Origin of the sequence: Stenotrophomonas sp. SMYL41 (genome assembly GCF_036319965.1) — a bacterium.
GTDB classification, from domain to species: Bacteria; Pseudomonadota; Gammaproteobacteria; order Xanthomonadales; family Xanthomonadaceae; genus Stenotrophomonas; species Stenotrophomonas maltophilia_R.
In genome coordinates this window covers 103572-118765 of sequence record NZ_JAWIRX010000001.1, presented here as the reverse complement: position 1 = coordinate 118765, position 15194 = coordinate 103572, and the positions used below count along the sequence as shown (strand labels likewise).

Below are 15194 nucleotides of genomic sequence, written 5' to 3'. Positions count from 1 at the left end.
CGAAGCTTGCAATGCGAATCCTGCTGATCGAAGACGACGCCGCCCTGGCCGATGGACTGATCCGCGCCCTGCAGGGCGCCGGCCATCTGTGCGACCACCTCTCGCGCGGGCTGCACGCGCCGGCTGCACTGGCCAGCGCGCCGTATGACGTGATGGTGCTTGACCTTTCATTGCCCGACGTCGATGGCCTCGACCTGCTCTCGCGCCTGCGCAACGATGGTGTGACCCTGCCGGTGCTGATCCTGACTGCACGCGATGGCGTGGAGGACCGCATCCTCGGCCTCGACCGCGGCGGCGATGATTACCTGGCCAAGCCTTTCGCCCTGGGTGAACTGGAGGCGCGCCTGCGCGCGCTGTCACGCCGCCGCAGTGATGCACCGGCGCAGAAACGTCTGGGCCGGTTGTGCTTCGACAGCATCCGCAACGAAGTGCAGGTCGAAGGCCAGCGCATCGAGCTGACCGCGCGCGAACTGTCGCTGGTCGAAACGCTGATGCAGCATCCCGGCCGCACCGTCACCAAGCAGCGCCTGTTCGACGCGCTGTACAGCTGGGACCACGAGGCCAACCTGTCGGTGATTGAAGTGCATGTCAGCCGCCTGCGCCGCAAACTGGAGCAGGCCCGCGCCGGCGTCGGCATCCGCATGCTGCGCGGCCTGGGTTATCGGCTGGAGGCCATGGGTGACTGAGCGCGTGCTCAGCCTGCGTGGCCTGCTGCTGCGCCGCCTGTGGCTGCCGCTGCTGGTACTGCTGCTGTGCAGCGCGGTTGGATCGTTCGCATTGGCCCGCTTCTATGCCGGCCAGGTCTACGACCGCTGGCTGCTGGACTCGGCGATGTCATTGTCCGAGCTGGTGAAGGTGCAGGACGGGCGTGCCTCGATCGAGATCACCCCGGCGGTGTCGCGCATGTTCACCTGGGACACCGCCGACGAAGTGCATGGCGAAGTGGTGGATGCCGATGGCGGGCGCCTGTATGGCGACCTGCCCGAAGCCCTGCCACGCCCCGCAATCGCGGCTGGAAATGATGACGATGCCGTCTACTACGATGCACGTGTGCGTGGGCAGCCGGTGCGCATGGTGGAGGTGGTGGTCAGCGCCGGGCCGGGCCACGATATCCGGCTGCGCGTCGCCGAGACGCTGCGCAAGCGCCATCGCCTGGAGCGCAAGCTGCTGCTGACCAGCATCCCGTTCCAGGCCGCGATCCTGGCGCTGGCCGCATGGTTGGCCTGGTCCGGTACCGGTGCTGCCGCACGGCATGCCAATCAAGTGGCGCGGAAGCTCGCCAGCCCGCGGCCGGATCCGTTGGCGCCGCTGGAGCCCGCGCAGGAAGCCCCCCGCGAACTATGGCCAGCCGTGGAGGCGTACAACGCGCTGCTGCAGCGACTTGACGCCATGCAGGCTGCGCAGCGCCGCTTCGTCAGCAACGCCGCACACCAGTTGCGCACGCCGCTGGCGGCGATGCAGGTGGAGTTGGAGAGTTCGCTGCGCCAGCATGATCCGCAGGCGCAGCAGCTGGCGCTGTCCGGCACGCTGGCCGGGCTGGCGCGGCTGCAGCACCTGGTCAACCAGCTGCTGATGCTCAGCCGCTCCGAGGATCCGCATGGCAGCGCACTGCCGCTGCAACCGCTGGACCTGGCCGCGCTGGCGCGTGGCGTGGTGGAGCGCTACGCCGATCGTGCGTTGGCGGCGGGCGTGGACCTGGGCTACGAGGGGCCCGATGACGGCGTGCAGGTACAGGGTGCCCCCCAGCTGCTGCGCGAGGCGCTGGGCAACCTGCTGGACAATGCGCTGCGCTACGGTGCCGTGCCCGGTGTGATCACCCTGGGACTACAGCAGGATGCCGAGGGCGTGCAGGTATGGGTGGACGATGACGGCGCCGGCATCGCCGAAACCGAACGCACGCGCGTCACGGAACGTTTCTATCGGGCCAGCAGCGAAGGCGACGGCTGCGGACTGGGCCTGGCGATCGTGGCCGAGATCGCGCAGCGGCATGGTGCGATGCTGGTGATCGCCACCGCCCCCATCGGTGGCGCGCGCGTGGGGTTGCGGTTTCGTTCCCGCTGACGTGCCGCGTGCCAACCAAGGTTGGCACCTACCAGGTGCGGGGCAATGGCGGCGGCAGGACGGCGCCGCTCCGCATCACCGGCTCATCGAATACGGCGCCTGCGCACCCTGCCCCGGCCAGTCCTTGTTCGGCTCGGCCTGCATGCTGAAACGCAGCTCGCCGCCGGCCAGGATTTCGTCGTGGCGCAGGAAGGCGCGCTGCAGCGGCTTGCCGTTGAGGCTCACGCTGCCCACATAGGTGTGCTTGTCGTCCAGGCCATCGGCCACGATGGTGAACGTCTTGCCGTTGGGCAGGCGCATCGCGGTCTTCGGCAGGAACGGACGACCCAGGATGTACTCGCCCGAGCCCGGTGCCACCGGGTAGAAGCCCAGCGCGGTGAACACGTACCACGCCGACATCTGGCCGACGTCATCATTGCCGGCCAGGCCATCGGGGCGGTCGGCGTACTGGCTGTCCATGATCTGCTTCAGGCGCGCCTGCGTGCGCCACGGCTGGCCGGCATGCGAATACAGATAGGCCACATGATGGCTGGGCTCGTTGCCATGCGCATACCAGCCGATCAGGCCGGTGATGTCTTCCATGTGCTCGAAGATGGACGGATCGACCTTGGCGTTGAACACCTCATCGAGGCGCGCGAGCAGCTTGTCGCTGCCGCCGTGCGCGGCGGCCAGGCCGGCCACGTCCTGCGGCACGTACCACGAATACTGCCAGGCATTGCCTTCGGTATAGTCGGTGCCGTAGCCGCTGGCGCTGGGATCGAACGGCGTGCGGAAGCTGCCATCGCGCTTGCGCGCTCGCATGAAGCCGGTGTCCTTGTCGAACGCGTTGCGCCAGTTGCCAGCACGCTTGTCGAAGGTGGCCGCGATATCGGCCTTGCCCATCGCCTGCGCCATGCGCGCGATGGTCCAGTCGTCGAAGGCATATTCCAGCGTCTTGCTGGCCGCTTCGCCTTCCTCGTCGATCGGCACATAGCCCAGCTCGCGGTACTGCGCGATGCCGTCGTAGGGACCGTAGTTCGCGGTCTCGACCATCGCCTTCAGCGCCTTGTCGGCGTCGAAGCCGCCGATGCCCTTCACGTAGGCGTCGGCGATCACCGGCACGGCGTGGTAGCCGATCATGCACCAGTCTTCCAGGCCGTGGAACGACCACACCGGCAGCATGCCGTACGGGCTGTGCTCATGGTGGGCCAGCATCGAATTGACGAAGTCGCTGTTGCGCTTCTCCGGCTGCACCAGGGTCAACAACGGATGCAGCGCGCGATAGGTATCCCACAGCGAGAACGTGGAGTAGTTGGTATAGCCCTCGGCCTTGTGCACGGCGTTGTCCGGGCCGCGGTACTGGCCATCGGCATCCATGAACAGGGTCGGCCCCAACATCGTGTGGTACAGCGCGGTATAGGCGCTGCGTCGCGCATGTTCCGGCGCATCGATATCGAGCACCGACAGCGCCTGCGTCCATTCCTGCTTTGCCTGCGCGCGAACGCGGTCAAAATCGAAGTCGGCCACTTCCGCGTCGAGGTTGGCGATGGCACCGGCTTCGCTGACCGGTGAAATGGCCACCTTGACCACCAATGGTGCGTCCAGCTTGCCGAACGCGAACGTACCGACCAGCTGCCGCCCTTCGATCTGCGCACGCTGCGCTGGGTCCTTCTCACCCGGTGGCGGGAAGCCCTTGTAGACGATGTCCTGTTCGGTGTTGTGCAGCTCGTGCCCGGCCAGCGGTCGCGAGAAACGCATCGCGAAGTACAGCTGGCGGCCCGGCGCCCAGCCACGCGTCTCGCGGAAGCCGGTCACCGTACCGTCGGCACGCACCCGCACCCGCGACCACAGCACCTTGCCCGGGTAGTCGTACATGCTGGTACGCATGTCCAGCAGCACCTTGGCGTCGGTGCCCTTGGGGAAGGCATAGCGGTGCACGCCGACGCGCGCACTGGTGGTCAGTTCGGCGCGCACTTTGTAGTCGTCCAGGGTGACCGCGTAGTAGCCGGGCTCCGCCTTCTCGTCGTCATGGCGGAAGCGCGAGGCATAGCCGCTGCGAGGCTTCTGCGGATCGCCGCGCTCGAGGCCCGGCTCGCCGGTGAACGGCATCAGCAGGATGTCGCCCAGGTCGGAGTGACCGGTGCCAGAGAAATGCGTGTGCGAGAAGCCGACGATGCTGCTGTCGTCGTAGCGGTAGCCAGCTGCCCAGCCGTAGGCCTTTTCGCGCGGCTGGATGCGCGTGTCCGGGCTGAGCTGGACCATGCCGAACGGCACCGTGGCACCCGGGTAGGTGTGGCCTTCGCCGCCGGTACCAATGAACGGGTCAACCGAGGCATAGGCCTTGTCGGCGACCGATCTGGCAGGAGTAGCAGAAGCCAGGCCGGAAGCGAACATCGCCGTGGCGGCGACAGCGATCAGGAGACGACGGTCCAGCGTGGGCATCGGCATTTGGATCGATTCAGGTGGTGGTCAGATCCTAGCACTCACGTATCGGCGCCGCATGTTGCGCTGCGGCTGAACGATTCCACTGGCGCAGCCTATGGCAAGCAGAGATTGCAATTAATTGCATGGATCGATCCAGACACGCTTGCCACACTGTCCCCAAGCCTGGCACAGCGGTGCAAAGCCTGTGGCGGCATTCGCAGTACTCATGCGCCCCTCCCCCACTTTGCAGCCACGGGCTGGCAAAGGCACCGAAATCACTTCGCCCCCGCGTCATCCCGGCCTTTTGTTCACAGCGACGAAGGGAATGCGATCCCTTTCCTGAAGTTCGATTCCTACAGGAGTTCCACGATGAAGATCGCAGTTCGTCATTCCCTTGCACTGGCCATCGCCGCCGGCATCGCCCTCGCGCACACGGCGCAGGCCGGCAGTCTTGGACCTGGTCAGGGCGCCGAGGTCAACCCGGGCGACACGCCCGAAACATGGGTCCTGAACGGCGCAGGGTTGAATGCCAAGCCAGGCGCCCGTCTTCTGGGGATCAATGCAACCAACAGATCCGACATCATCGCAATTGGTACATCCATTGAGGGGCGGGTCAACCTGACCAACAGCTCAATTACGCTGATCCAGGGCACCCTACACAACACCGCTGGCCCCGCCCTGAGCCTGACCACCTCCGGTGGCGGTGCCGGCTGGTCGATCGCATTCATCGAGCGCAGCACAGTGTTCGGTGCCGGCTTCGGCGGCAGTGCCACACAGGGGGCTGCCCTGACGCTGGACGCAAGCCGGCTTGAGGGTACGTTCAACTCCAGCGGTACCTTTGACCGCGGCATTGGATTCCTGCTGGCCGACCCGGCCCACCTGCTTGCCCGGAATGGAAGCACCCTCATTGGTGACGACGCTGGCATTACGGCAACGTATCAACTGGCCGCGCCCGGTGATCGAGGCAATGTGGAAATAGACGCCTCCCGCGTCGAAGGTCGAAACGGCGCGGGTATACACGTCGTGCGCCTTGGCAGCGGGCCTTCTGTCGTCGCGACGTTCAATTTCCGCAACGGCAGCGAGTTGATCGGCGGCAGCGGAACCGCACTCCTGGTTGAGGATGCGGGCGCAGTGATCGACCTGAATCTGGATGCCTCGCGCGCGACCGGCGGCATTGTCAACGCAGCCGGTGGCACGGTTAACGTCGCACTGTCCAACGGCGCGAGCATCACCGGCGTCATGACCAGCGTCACCAGCGCCACGCTGGACTCGGCCACCTGGAACATGACCGGAAACTCCACGGTCGGTGCTCTCAGCCTCGGCAATGGCACCGTCTCCCTCGGCGACGGCTCCGCCTTCCACACGCTCAACGTGGCTGGCAACTTCAGCGGCGCGGATGGCACGATCGTGTTCAACACCCTGCTGGCTGGCGATGATGCGGCCACCGACAGGCTCGTCATCGGCGGCGACACCAGCGGCACGGCCAACGTGCGCGTCAACAACGTAGGGGGTGCCGGTGCGCAGACCCACCAAGGCATCCAGTTGATCCAGGTCGGCGGTGCCTCCAATGGCCAGTTCAACCTGGCCGGCCGCGCGGTGGGCGGTCAGTACGAGTACTTCCTGCACAAGGGCACTGGCACCGACGGCAACTGGTACCTGCGCTCGCAGCTGCCGACCGTGCCGGACCCGTGTGTTGTCGATCCCCGCCTGCCGCAATGCCGACCGGTCGACCCCGTGGATCCCGTGGATCCCGTGGACCCCGTGGACCCCGTGGACCCCGTGGATCCGATTGAACCGGAACCGGTGCTGCGCCCGGAACCGGGTGCCTACCTGGCCAATCTGCAGGCCGCGCAGAACATGTTCCGCCTCGGCTATCACGACCGGCATGCCGGCCAGAACAGCGGCCGCGCCTGGGCGCGCGTGGATGGTTCGCGCAATGGCTTCGATGCGGTCAGCAAGCAACTGGATATCCGAGGCAACAGCCAGGCGCTGACTGTCGGTGCCGATCTATGGCGTCACGATTCGGGTAGCAGCGCGGGTGTAATGCTGTCCAGCGGTAATGCCACCAGCACCTCCACCAATGAACTGACCGGCTACTACGCCCGCGGCAAGGTGAAGGGCGAAGCACTGGGCCTCTACGGCACCTTGCGCGGCGGCAATGGATCCGATCCGTATGCAGGTTTCTACGTGGATGGCTCGGTGCAGCGTGCGCAGTTCCGCAACCGCGTGGAGGGCATCGGCCTTGCAGCCGAGCGCTACGACAGCCGCGCCTGGCAGGGTGCGGTGGAAACCGGCTACGCGTTCCGTGTAGGCGGCGCCCGCAATGGCGGCCTCTATCTGGAGCCGCAGCTGCAGGTGGGCTACACACGCTGGGACAGCAACCGCCACACCGAAGCCAACGGCACGGTGGTGGGTGCGGAGAACGCCAACGGCCTGTTCGGCCGTGCGGGCCTACGCCTGTCCGGCGTGACCCGCTGGGGCAACGGGTCCACCGAGGTGCAGCCGTACCTGGCCGCCCACTGGCTGCATACCCGTGCCGAATCGCAGATCCGCTTGGATGACGAGGTGGTGGATGCCCGCATTCCGCGCAGCCGTGGCGAGTTCAGTGCCGGTGCGTCGCTGAAGTTCAGCAACGGCATCGGCGCCTGGGGTGGGCTGTCGCTGCAACACGCCAGTGGCTATCACCAGACCAGTGCGCAGGTGGGCATGAGCTACCACTGGTAAGGCGTTTTGGGCCTGGAGAAGGCAGCTCCGGCGCAGGCCCGGGCCGCTCTTTGCTGTTGGGCGGCATGAAGGGTTGCACGACGCGCGGGCCTCGTTGCATTGAACCGTGCGGCACAATCGGGCACGGCTTTGCTGGACGTCCGTGGAGCTTGGCTCCACGGCAATCAGTTGAGCGTGGCGCGACGCCGCATAAGGCGGGTGCCGATCAATCGGGTAGCGCGCTCTCCAAGGTTGCCAGATCTGCGCGTTCCACCGGCCGCACCACCCGCGCCACTTCCTGGCCGTCACGCAGCAGGACCACGGTTGGCCACAGCTTCACTTGGAACGAGCGGCCCAGCGGCTTGCCCTTGCCATCCTCGATCTTCCAGTGCGGCAGGTCGTGCGCATCCACGACTGCCTGCAGCGCCGGTTGCGCAGCCTGGCAGTGGCCACACCACGGCGCGCCGAACTCCAGCAGCAGCCAACCGGCCTGCGCATCAACATCGGCGCGAACCGGTTCGGCGGCAACATGGTCACGCATGAAAGGCATGCGCGCTACGCCGCCAGCGCTTTCTGGATGTCTTCCAGCGGCGCGTTGGTCAGGTCCTTGGCGATATCACCCAGCAGGCGCGCCTGGACCTCCTTGTGCAGCAGCGGCCGGATGCGCCCCAGCGTGGTCGGGTCGGCCACCAGTACCAGGTGCGCATAGCGGTTGTTCAGTGCATCCTCGTTGAGCTGCTCGGCGACCTGCTTGGCGAACGTCGCTTCGTTGAGCTGGGAGATGGACATGTCCTTTGGCACCGCCCCGGCCGGGCCCTGCCCGGATACACCCTGCTCGCTGATGTCCTGCAGCCGCAGCTCGCCTTCCTGCTTCAGGGCCAGCTGATGCTCGCTGCCAACGTTGGTGAACACGCGGGCCGAACCACCATCGGCGACGATGATCAGCGTACCTTCGGGAATGCGACGGGTCATGCGATGCTCCTTCTCGATTGCGTTCACCCCCACCGTAGACAGCACGGTGTGAGCGCTGCGGCCAGAGTTCGTTCAACACATGTCATTGCGTTGCATTCGCGCATGAACAGGCGCGATGGAACACAGCGTGCAGATCAGCCCGCTTCGCTGCATGCTCACGCCAATGCCGTTATGATGAACGGATGATCGACACGACCCACTACGTGACGGGCGCACCTGTTACGTGGGAAGCACTGCCGACCGGCGCTTCGCTTGCCACGAATGCTCCCGCCCTGCATTTCCATCGCCTCGCGCTGGATCCCGGCGGATGACGCCCGCAGGCCCGTTGCCTGCACTCCCTACGCTGATGTGACCCCCGGCCGCTGACTGCGCGGCCGCTGTGATTGCGTTGCTGCGTTTCCGCCATGGCAGCGGTGCTTTGCCGTGCGCGGCGCGTTGCGCCTGCACACATTCCCCGGCCTCCACGCCACTCACCGATGCCCCTGCGCCCCCTGCGCCTGCATCGCCGTTTCCGATTTCCGGGACCTGTCTCACCGCACATTTCCCCTCTTCTACCTACAAGGGAGCCCCCATGCAGGACACCCCCGATGCACATGCCCATTTCGGCTGGTTCAAGCGCCGCCGCCACCTGAAGGTCGATGAGATCACCGTCGTCGACAAGCCCATGCTCAAGCGCGCCGTCGGCGCCGCCGCCCTCGGCAATGCCATGGAGTGGTTCGACTTTGGTGTCTACGGCTATCTGGCCGTCACCATCGGCCAGGTGTTCTTCCCGTCCAGCAATCCCACCGCACAGGTGATCGCCGCGTTCGCCACCTTCACCGTGGCGTTCCTGGTGCGCCCCCTGGGCGGCCTGGTATTCGGCCCGCTGGGTGATCGCTACGGCCGCCAGAAAGTGCTGGCATTCACCATGATCCTGATGGCGCTGGGCACCTTTGCGATCGGCCTGATTCCCGCCTACGAGCGCATCGGCATCTGGGCGCCGGTGCTGTTGCTGCTGGCACGCGTGGTACAGGGCTTCTCCACCGGTGGCGAGTATGGCGGCGCGGCCACCTTCATCGCCGAGTACTCCACCGACCGCAACCGCGGCCTGATGGGTAGCTGGCTGGAGTTCGGCACGCTGGGCGGCTATATCGCCGGCGCCGGTACCGTAACGGCACTGCACATGCTGTTGAGCAGCGAACAGATGCTGGACTGGGGCTGGCGCATTCCGTTCCTGGTGGCCGGCCCGCTGGGCCTGCTCGGCCTGTACATGCGCATGAGGCTGGAGGAAACCCCGGCATTCCGCGCTTTTGCCGAAGAAGCCGAAAAGCGCGAGCACGACCGGCCCGGGCTGGGCGCGCTGTTGCAGGTACATGGCCGCCAGCTGCTGGTCTGCATGGGCCTGGTGCTGGTGTTCAACGTGACCGATTACATGCTGCTGACCTACATGCCCAGCTACCTCAGCGTCACCATGGGCTACGCCGAGAGCAAGGGCCTGCTGCTGATCATCATCGTGATGCTGGTGATGATGCCGCTGAACATCGTCGGCGGGTTGTTCAGTGACAAGCTGGGCCGCCGCCCGATGATCATCGGCGCCTGCATCGCGTTGCTGGTGCTGGCGGTGCCGTGCCTGCTGCTGGTCGGCAGCGGCAATGATGGGCTGATCTTCCTCGGGCTGATGCTGCTGGGGCTGGCGCTGGTGTGCTTCACCAGTTCGATGCCATCCACGCTGCCGGCACTGTTCTATACCCCGGTGCGCTACAGCGCGCTGTCGATCGCCTTCAACGTGTCGGTGTCGCTGTTCGGTGGCACCACGCCGCTGGTGACCGCGTGGCTGGTGGAACGCACCGGCGACCCGCTGGTACCGGCCTACTACCTGATGGGCGCGGCGGTGATCGGCCTGGTGACCATGCTGTTCGTGAAGGAGACCGCCGGCCTGCCGCTGCGCGGTTCACCGCCGGCCGTCGGCTGCAGGAAGGAAGCCGCTGCGCTGTTGAAGAGCGATGTACCCGTGACGGTGGATCCGAACCTGCCACCGCTGCCGGACGTTGCGGAACCCGAGCAGGTGAAGCCGGCCTGAGGCTGAGCGCAGAACGCGATCCTCGCTTGGCGTGGATCTCAGGGGACAGTGGCGCCGGGTGCATACACCCGGCGCTACGTTGGCGTTACTTCTTGATGCGGGCCAGCTTCCCCGGCGTCCAGCGCAGCGTCCAGGTGTAGTGACCCTCCGGCGGGCAGACGTGGCGGTTCGGGCTCTTCCATTCGCAGACTGTTGCCCCGGCAGTGACTGTGAAAGCGACAATGATGCGATCACCCTGGATGCGGATGGCGCGGATGGCGCCAGGAATCTGTTCAGCCGTGCAGCCGAGGCATCCACGCATGGCGTGGATCTACGGCGGGGTGTCCAACTCCATCGCACGCATTACGATGGGTTTGGCCCAGTCCGGCGTATGCAGCAGTTCGGCCACCGACACCGGATACTGCAATTGGCCATGCGCCATCGCCAGCACCGGCAGCGGTTCGACGCAGCCCTCGGCGTCGGCCGGGGCGCTGTTGTCGTAGACATGCAGCTCGGCCAGGTGTGGCAGCAGTTCCAGCAGGTTCTCGCGCGCCGAATCAAAGCGCGCGTGGATCTTCTCCACCGGGATGTCATGGCCGCCGGCAGCCACCCGTGCCGCAACGCGGGCGATATGCAGCTCAACCGTGGCCAGGCCACAGAACCAGATCGCCACCTGATGCCGTTCGCAGGCCTCACGCAGCAGGCGTGGAATGGTGTTGCCGCCCAGCGTGGTCTCGAAGGCGAAGTCGGTGCCATCGGCCATGGCCTGGCGCAGGCGGCGGGTGCCTTCCTGCCAGGCCTCGGCGTTGGCCTCCGGCAACGGCCAGCCGGCCTCCACCAGGCGGCGGGTGAACGAATCGGGGTTGAACCAGCCCAGCCCTTCGGCTTCCAGCCAGGTACCCAGCAGCGAACTCTTGCCGGCGCCGTTGACGCCGGCCAGCACCAGGATCCGCCCCATCGGTCAGAGCGGACGGCCGAGGGTGACCTTGCGGCCGCGGCGGATCGGCTGGCCCAGCACCTTGCCCAGCCCCTCACCGCGCTGCAGGCCGGCCAGGGTCTGGTCGAACTCACCGCGCAGGCGCAGCAGTTCTTCACTGCGCTCACCGGCGTCACCGCCGGCGGCCTTGGCCAGCAGCTCCTGGTACGTGCGGATGTCCACGATCACCGCTTCCGGATGATTGTGGTTGGTGATGACCAGCGCCTGCTTCTCGCGCACGGTGCGCATCAGGCTCGGCCAGCCCCGGGTCTTCACGGACGAAGCCGGGGCCTTCTCGAGGCCAGGCAGGTCCAGCGGCAGGGTCATGGCATGGCTCCAGGCAGGGGTGATGAGAGCCACTATACCCAATTTGGCCAAATTGGAGATAAATTCCCTTTTACCCGTTGGGCCGGGTATCCGGGGCGTCAGTCTGCAGCAGGCTGTCGCGCTCGCGCAGCGGGAAGCGGATCCAGGCGTCCAGGCCTTGCGGGCCAAAGCGCAGCTCGCCGCTGCCGGCCAGCTCGTACGGCACGCGCTGCTCGATCAGCGCCCGGCCAAGGCCACGCTGGCGGGGCAGCTCCCAGTCCTCCACCTCGGCATGGCGCTCGCACCAGTGCAGGCCCAGCCATGGCTGGCCGGCCTGAACCTGCAGATCCCAGGCCACCTCGATCCGGCCATCCTCATGGGTCAGTGCGCCATGCCGCAGGGCATTGGTCGCCAGCTCGTGGATCGCCAGGGACAGCACTTCGGCTGCTTTCGGCGGCAGCAGCACGTCCTCGCCCTGCAGGCGGTAGGCCGCCGCTGCCGGTGTCTGTGCCGCGATCTCTTCGTCGAGCATGCCGCGCAGGCAGACCCCCGCGTTGGCACCACGGGTCAGCAGGCTCTGCGTGCGCGCCAGCGACATCAGCCGCCCGCACAGGCGTTCGGCGTACTCATCCACGCTGCCAACCGACTCGCGGGTCCGCCAGGCAATGGCATGGATGGTCGACATGATGTTGCGCACCCGGTGCTGCAGTTCGGCCAGCAACACCGACTGGCGCTCGGTGGCGCGCTTGAGATCGTCGATGTCCACGGCGATGGCGAACACGCCGGTTACTTCGCCGTCTGCATCGCGCAGTGGCGCGGCGGCGACGCGTGTCCAGCGTGCGCGCCCGTCATCATGGGTGAACTGGAACTCCAGGCCCGGAACCACCGTCTCGCCCCGCAACGCCCGGGCGATGGCGAAGTCCTCGGGGCCGATGGCCGAACCGTCTGCATGCCAGCCGCGCCAGCGATGCTGGTTCTCTGCATCGGTCGAGGGCACCTTGCCACTGGGCAGGTACGCACGCATCTGATCATTGGACAGCTGCAGGCGGCCTTCGGCGTCGACAATGCAGACACCCACCGGCAGCACCTTGAATGCCAGCGCCAACCGGCGATCGCTTTCCCGCCGCTTGCGCTCCTCGCGCTCGCGGGCCGCCTGCGCAACGTGCGCCGCGGTGGTCTCGAACATGGTCACCAGCACGCCGTTGATGCGGCCTTCCTCTCCGCAGATGGGGCTGTAGGTGATGGTGAACCAGACATCCTCCAACCGCCCCCGCCGCGCCAGCGGATAGAGCTTGTCCTCAAAGGTGATGGTCTCGCCCTGCCAGACCCGCTGGTAGATCGGCCCGTTGATGTGCCAGACCTCGGGCCAGCACTCGCGGGTCGGCTGGCCGAGTCCGCCAGGATGCTTGTCGGCGAGGATCTCGGCATAGCCGTCGTTGTAGAGCTGCACCAACTGTTCGCCCCACAGCACGATCATCGGGAAGCCGTGGGCCAGCATCAGGTCGACGGTGGCGCGCAGGTGGGGCGGCCACTGCCCACAAGCGCCCAATGGCGTGGACGACCAGTCGTGGCGCGCGATGCGCGCGGCCATGCCATCGTGGCGCGCCTGCAGGCGCGGGGCCGGCAGCATTCCGCCCCTCGGGCCGGCGGCCTGGAGGCCTTCGATGCGGCGCGACATGCCGCGCAATCAGGCGACGCCCGCAGGGGCCTGCGGCGTCGCCACCAGGCCCGCCAACTGCTGGACCAGGGCCTCGATGTGATAAGGCTTGGTGCAGCGGGGCGCGCTGGCGAAGCGGCTGGGCAGGTTGTCGTCGTAGCCGGAGGTCAGCATGAACGGCGTGCCCGCTTCGGCCAGGCGATCGGCCAACGGGTACACCTGCTCGCCGCCCAGGTTGATGTCCAGCAGGGCCACATCGATGGGGTTGTCATCCACCAGCCGCCCCAAGGCCTGCAGATCTCCGGCCGGCCCAACCACCTGCGCGCCCTTCAGCTCCAGGTAGTCCACCAGGAACATCGCGATGGCGAATTCATCCTCCGCCACCAGCACTCTCAGCCCTTTCAGGCCCTCTGGTTTGTTGCCCGCTTCCAGCACGACCGACGCTCCTCGATACACGCGGCCCACCTCTGCCGCAACGCCCGCAGGATGCGCGAACCGGGCTACAAGGGCGCGTGATGATCGATGAAGAGCACCGCCACGGCGCATTCACTCCGGCATTGCAGCGGCGCGTTCAGAACGCACGCTCCCATTTCAGGCTGAGCAGGCTGCGGTCGTGGCTGTACAGCCAGCCGACGTTGCTGTCGATGCGGGCGTAGCGCAGGCTCAGGCTGGGCACCAGCCCGGCCACGGCCAGCCGCTCGCTGCGTACGATGGCGATCAGGTTCTGCTCATCGTCCTGCCTGCGCGCCTCCAGCAGCGGACTCCAGGCATCGTAATCGCGATGGCGCAGCGACACGAACACCGTGGCCGTGGTGCCACTCCACTGCCGTGCCGCGCCCAGCCGCAGGCCGCGCTGGCGGTAGCCGTTGGCCGGGTCGGCTGCGCTGCTGCCGGTGACATCCAGCCCGGCGAACACCGTCCAGCGCGGATTGAACGCGCGGAACCAGGTGGCATACAACGATGCCAGCTCGCCGTCGTAGTTGCTGGCCAGGCCCTGCTGGCGATACCGCTGGCGCTTCCAGTCGGCCTCCAGCTTGAGCAGGCTGCGCGCATCCAGAGCGTACTGCCATTCCCCGTGCACGCCGCTGCCGCCCTGCAGCGCATGGTTGCCCAGGCCCTGGTAGTCATAGCTGGGGGCCAGCATCACGGTCTGCCGTGCGCTACGCCAGCTGTAACCCGCCTGCACGTTGGCATTGAGCTCGTTGTAGGCACTGTGCCCGCGCCATGCCTGACCGAAGGCGAGACCGCGCACGTACAGCCCATGATGCCCGCCGAGCACCCAGCGCCGTTCCAGGCTGGCGTCGTAGTCGAGGCCCGCCGCGCGCTGGGCGTCGGGCAGTTTCCGTTCGATGATGCAGGCGTCGCCCACGCCGAACAGGCAGGTACGACTGGCCGAGCTGCGGTTGATGTTGTCACTCCACGCCGGGCCGGCGGACAGCGCGCCTTTCCAGCGCTGGCGCGCCTGCAGGGCACCCAGGTAGCCGTCCACGCGGGCACGGACGCCGGCGGTGGCTGGATCATCGGCATTGATGCCTGCAGCGATGGCCGTGAACAGCGCAACCGCATCGCGATCGCGCTGGTCTTCCGCATAGACACGCGCCAGCTCGAGGCGGGCTGGCAGGAAATCCGGCTGCGCCGCCAGCAGCAGTTCGTACTCCTTCGCCGCGCGGCGATGGTCGCCGGCCACCCGCGCCAGCGCCCCCTGCGCATAGTGGCGCAGCAGAGGGTCATGCCCCGGCAGTTCGATGTACTCCTCGAGGAACGCAGCGGCGGCCTGCCATTGCTGATGCTGCAGCGACAGGTAGAGCGCCTGGCCGAGATCGTCGACGGTGCGCTCCACGCGCAGCGTCTGGCCGTCGATGGTGATGGTCGGCCGCGCCGACTCGGCCTGCTGCAGGCGCTGCTGGTCCTGCTGCTGGTGGCGAAGGTCGGTGCCCTGTTCAAGCACGCGTCGAAGATCGTCCTGCTGGGCGCGCACATCGGTGGCAACCAACAGCAGTACGACAAGGAAGATGGAGTGGCGCATGGTCGATCCGTGGTGGTGCATGCAGCGGGCCGAAGCAGGGACTGGCGGATCG

At 66.9% G+C, this 15194-nt stretch carries 14 protein-coding genes; 5 read left to right on the top strand and 9 right to left on the bottom strand.

The genetic code is table 11. The features are described 5' to 3' along the window. Window positions 1–11: 11 nt before the first annotated feature. Together V3B30_RS00525 and V3B30_RS00520 are read left to right on the top strand one after the other, a co-directional pair. Window positions 12–686 (top strand): response regulator, encoded by a 675-nt coding sequence (locus V3B30_RS00525; protein ID WP_100472690.1) that lies wholly within the window; start codon window positions 12–14, stop codon window positions 684–686. Then, window positions 679–2061: a sensor histidine kinase gene (locus V3B30_RS00520; RefSeq protein ID WP_262082438.1), complete on the top strand. Its 1383-nt coding sequence runs from the start codon at window positions 679–681 to the stop codon at window positions 2059–2061. Before V3B30_RS00525 ends, V3B30_RS00520 begins: the two co-directional genes overlap by 8 nt. A gap of 75 nt (window positions 2062–2136) precedes the next feature. Here the strand turns inward: V3B30_RS00520 and V3B30_RS00515 are convergent, their stop codons facing one another. Further along, window positions 2137–4488: a GH92 family glycosyl hydrolase gene (locus tag V3B30_RS00515; protein ID WP_262082437.1), complete on the bottom strand. Its 2352-nt coding sequence runs from the start codon at window positions 4486–4488 to the stop codon at window positions 2137–2139. Between the two features lie 345 nt (window positions 4489–4833). Between V3B30_RS00515 and V3B30_RS00510 the strand changes: the two genes are divergently transcribed. Then, window positions 4834–7188 (top strand): autotransporter outer membrane beta-barrel domain-containing protein, encoded by a 2355-nt coding sequence (locus V3B30_RS00510; RefSeq protein WP_329809573.1) that lies wholly within the window; start codon window positions 4834–4836, stop codon window positions 7186–7188. Window positions 7189–7393: 205 nt separating this feature from the next. Here the strand turns inward: V3B30_RS00510 and V3B30_RS00505 are convergent, their stop codons facing one another. Both V3B30_RS00505 and V3B30_RS00500 read right to left on the bottom strand, forming a co-directional pair. Beyond that, window positions 7394–7717, bottom strand: a complete 324-nt coding sequence (locus V3B30_RS00505; protein WP_262082435.1) for a thioredoxin family protein — start codon at window positions 7715–7717, stop codon at window positions 7394–7396. A 5-nt stretch (window positions 7718–7722) separates the two neighbouring features. Continuing rightward, window positions 7723–8139 carry a host attachment family protein gene (locus tag V3B30_RS00500; RefSeq protein ID WP_100472704.1) on the bottom strand — a complete coding sequence of 139 codons (417 nt, stop codon included), beginning with the start codon at window positions 8137–8139 and terminating at the stop codon, window positions 7723–7725. Window positions 8140–8321: 182 nt separating this feature from the next. Here V3B30_RS00500 and V3B30_RS00495 point away from each other — a divergent pair, with 182 nt between their 5' ends. After that, window positions 8322–8450, top strand: coding sequence for a hypothetical protein (locus V3B30_RS00495; RefSeq protein WP_256202341.1), 129 nt, complete (start codon window positions 8322–8324; stop codon window positions 8448–8450). Window positions 8451–8710: 260 nt separating this feature from the next. Next, window positions 8711–10198, top strand: coding sequence for a glycine betaine/L-proline transporter ProP (gene proP / locus V3B30_RS00490; RefSeq protein ID WP_100472707.1), 1488 nt, complete (start codon window positions 8711–8713; stop codon window positions 10196–10198). 85 nt (window positions 10199–10283) lie between these two features. Here proP and V3B30_RS00485 read toward each other — a convergent pair whose 3' ends face one another. The 6 genes from V3B30_RS00485 to V3B30_RS00460 form a co-directional block, all read right to left on the bottom strand. Further along, entirely contained in the window at window positions 10284–10499 is a 216-nt protein-coding gene (locus V3B30_RS00485; protein WP_262082433.1) for a hypothetical protein, read from the bottom strand. A 9-nt stretch (window positions 10500–10508) separates the two neighbouring features. Beyond that, window positions 10509–11135: a hypothetical protein gene (locus V3B30_RS00480; RefSeq protein WP_100472710.1), complete on the bottom strand. Its 627-nt coding sequence runs from the start codon at window positions 11133–11135 to the stop codon at window positions 10509–10511. Between the two features lie 3 nt (window positions 11136–11138). After that, on the bottom strand, window positions 11139–11480 hold the full coding sequence (locus V3B30_RS00475; protein WP_043033329.1) for a type II toxin-antitoxin system prevent-host-death family antitoxin: 342 nt from the start codon (window positions 11478–11480) through the stop codon (window positions 11139–11141). A gap of 70 nt (window positions 11481–11550) precedes the next feature. Continuing rightward, window positions 11551–13137 carry a PAS domain-containing protein gene (locus tag V3B30_RS00470; RefSeq protein ID WP_262082432.1) on the bottom strand — a complete coding sequence of 529 codons (1587 nt, stop codon included), beginning with the start codon at window positions 13135–13137 and terminating at the stop codon, window positions 11551–11553. Window positions 13138–13146: 9 nt separating this feature from the next. Next, window positions 13147–13551: a response regulator gene (locus V3B30_RS00465; RefSeq protein ID WP_100472717.1), complete on the bottom strand. Its 405-nt coding sequence runs from the start codon at window positions 13549–13551 to the stop codon at window positions 13147–13149. Window positions 13552–13687: 136 nt separating this feature from the next. Next, window positions 13688–15142: a porin family protein gene (locus tag V3B30_RS00460; RefSeq protein ID WP_262082431.1), complete on the bottom strand. Its 1455-nt coding sequence runs from the start codon at window positions 15140–15142 to the stop codon at window positions 13688–13690. Window positions 15143–15194 lie beyond the last annotated feature (52 nt).

Coding starts and splice junctions, on each gene's coding strand:
- V3B30_RS00525 (WP_100472690.1), top strand. CDS start 12: ATGCGAATCCTGCTGATCGAAGACGACGCCGCCCTGGCCGATGGACTG.
- V3B30_RS00515 (WP_262082437.1), bottom strand. CDS start 4,488: ATGCCGATGCCCACGCTGGACCGTCGTCTCCTGATCGCTGTCGCCGCC.
- V3B30_RS00510 (WP_329809573.1), top strand. CDS start 4,834: ATGAAGATCGCAGTTCGTCATTCCCTTGCACTGGCCATCGCCGCCGGC.
- V3B30_RS00505 (WP_262082435.1), bottom strand. CDS start 7,717: ATGCCTTTCATGCGTGACCATGTTGCCGCCGAACCGGTTCGCGCCGAT.
- V3B30_RS00500 (WP_100472704.1), bottom strand. CDS start 8,139: ATGACCCGTCGCATTCCCGAAGGTACGCTGATCATCGTCGCCGATGGT.
- V3B30_RS00495 (WP_256202341.1), top strand. CDS start 8,322: ATGATCGACACGACCCACTACGTGACGGGCGCACCTGTTACGTGGGAA.
- proP (WP_100472707.1), top strand. CDS start 8,711: ATGCAGGACACCCCCGATGCACATGCCCATTTCGGCTGGTTCAAGCGC.
- V3B30_RS00485 (WP_262082433.1), bottom strand. CDS start 10,499: ATGCGTGGATGCCTCGGCTGCACGGCTGAACAGATTCCTGGCGCCATC.
- V3B30_RS00480 (WP_100472710.1), bottom strand. CDS start 11,135: ATGGGGCGGATCCTGGTGCTGGCCGGCGTCAACGGCGCCGGCAAGAGT.
- V3B30_RS00475 (WP_043033329.1), bottom strand. CDS start 11,480: ATGACCCTGCCGCTGGACCTGCCTGGCCTCGAGAAGGCCCCGGCTTCG.
- V3B30_RS00470 (WP_262082432.1), bottom strand. CDS start 13,137: ATGTCGCGCCGCATCGAAGGCCTCCAGGCCGCCGGCCCGAGGGGCGGA.
- V3B30_RS00460 (WP_262082431.1), bottom strand. CDS start 15,142: ATGCGCCACTCCATCTTCCTTGTCGTACTGCTGTTGGTTGCCACCGAT.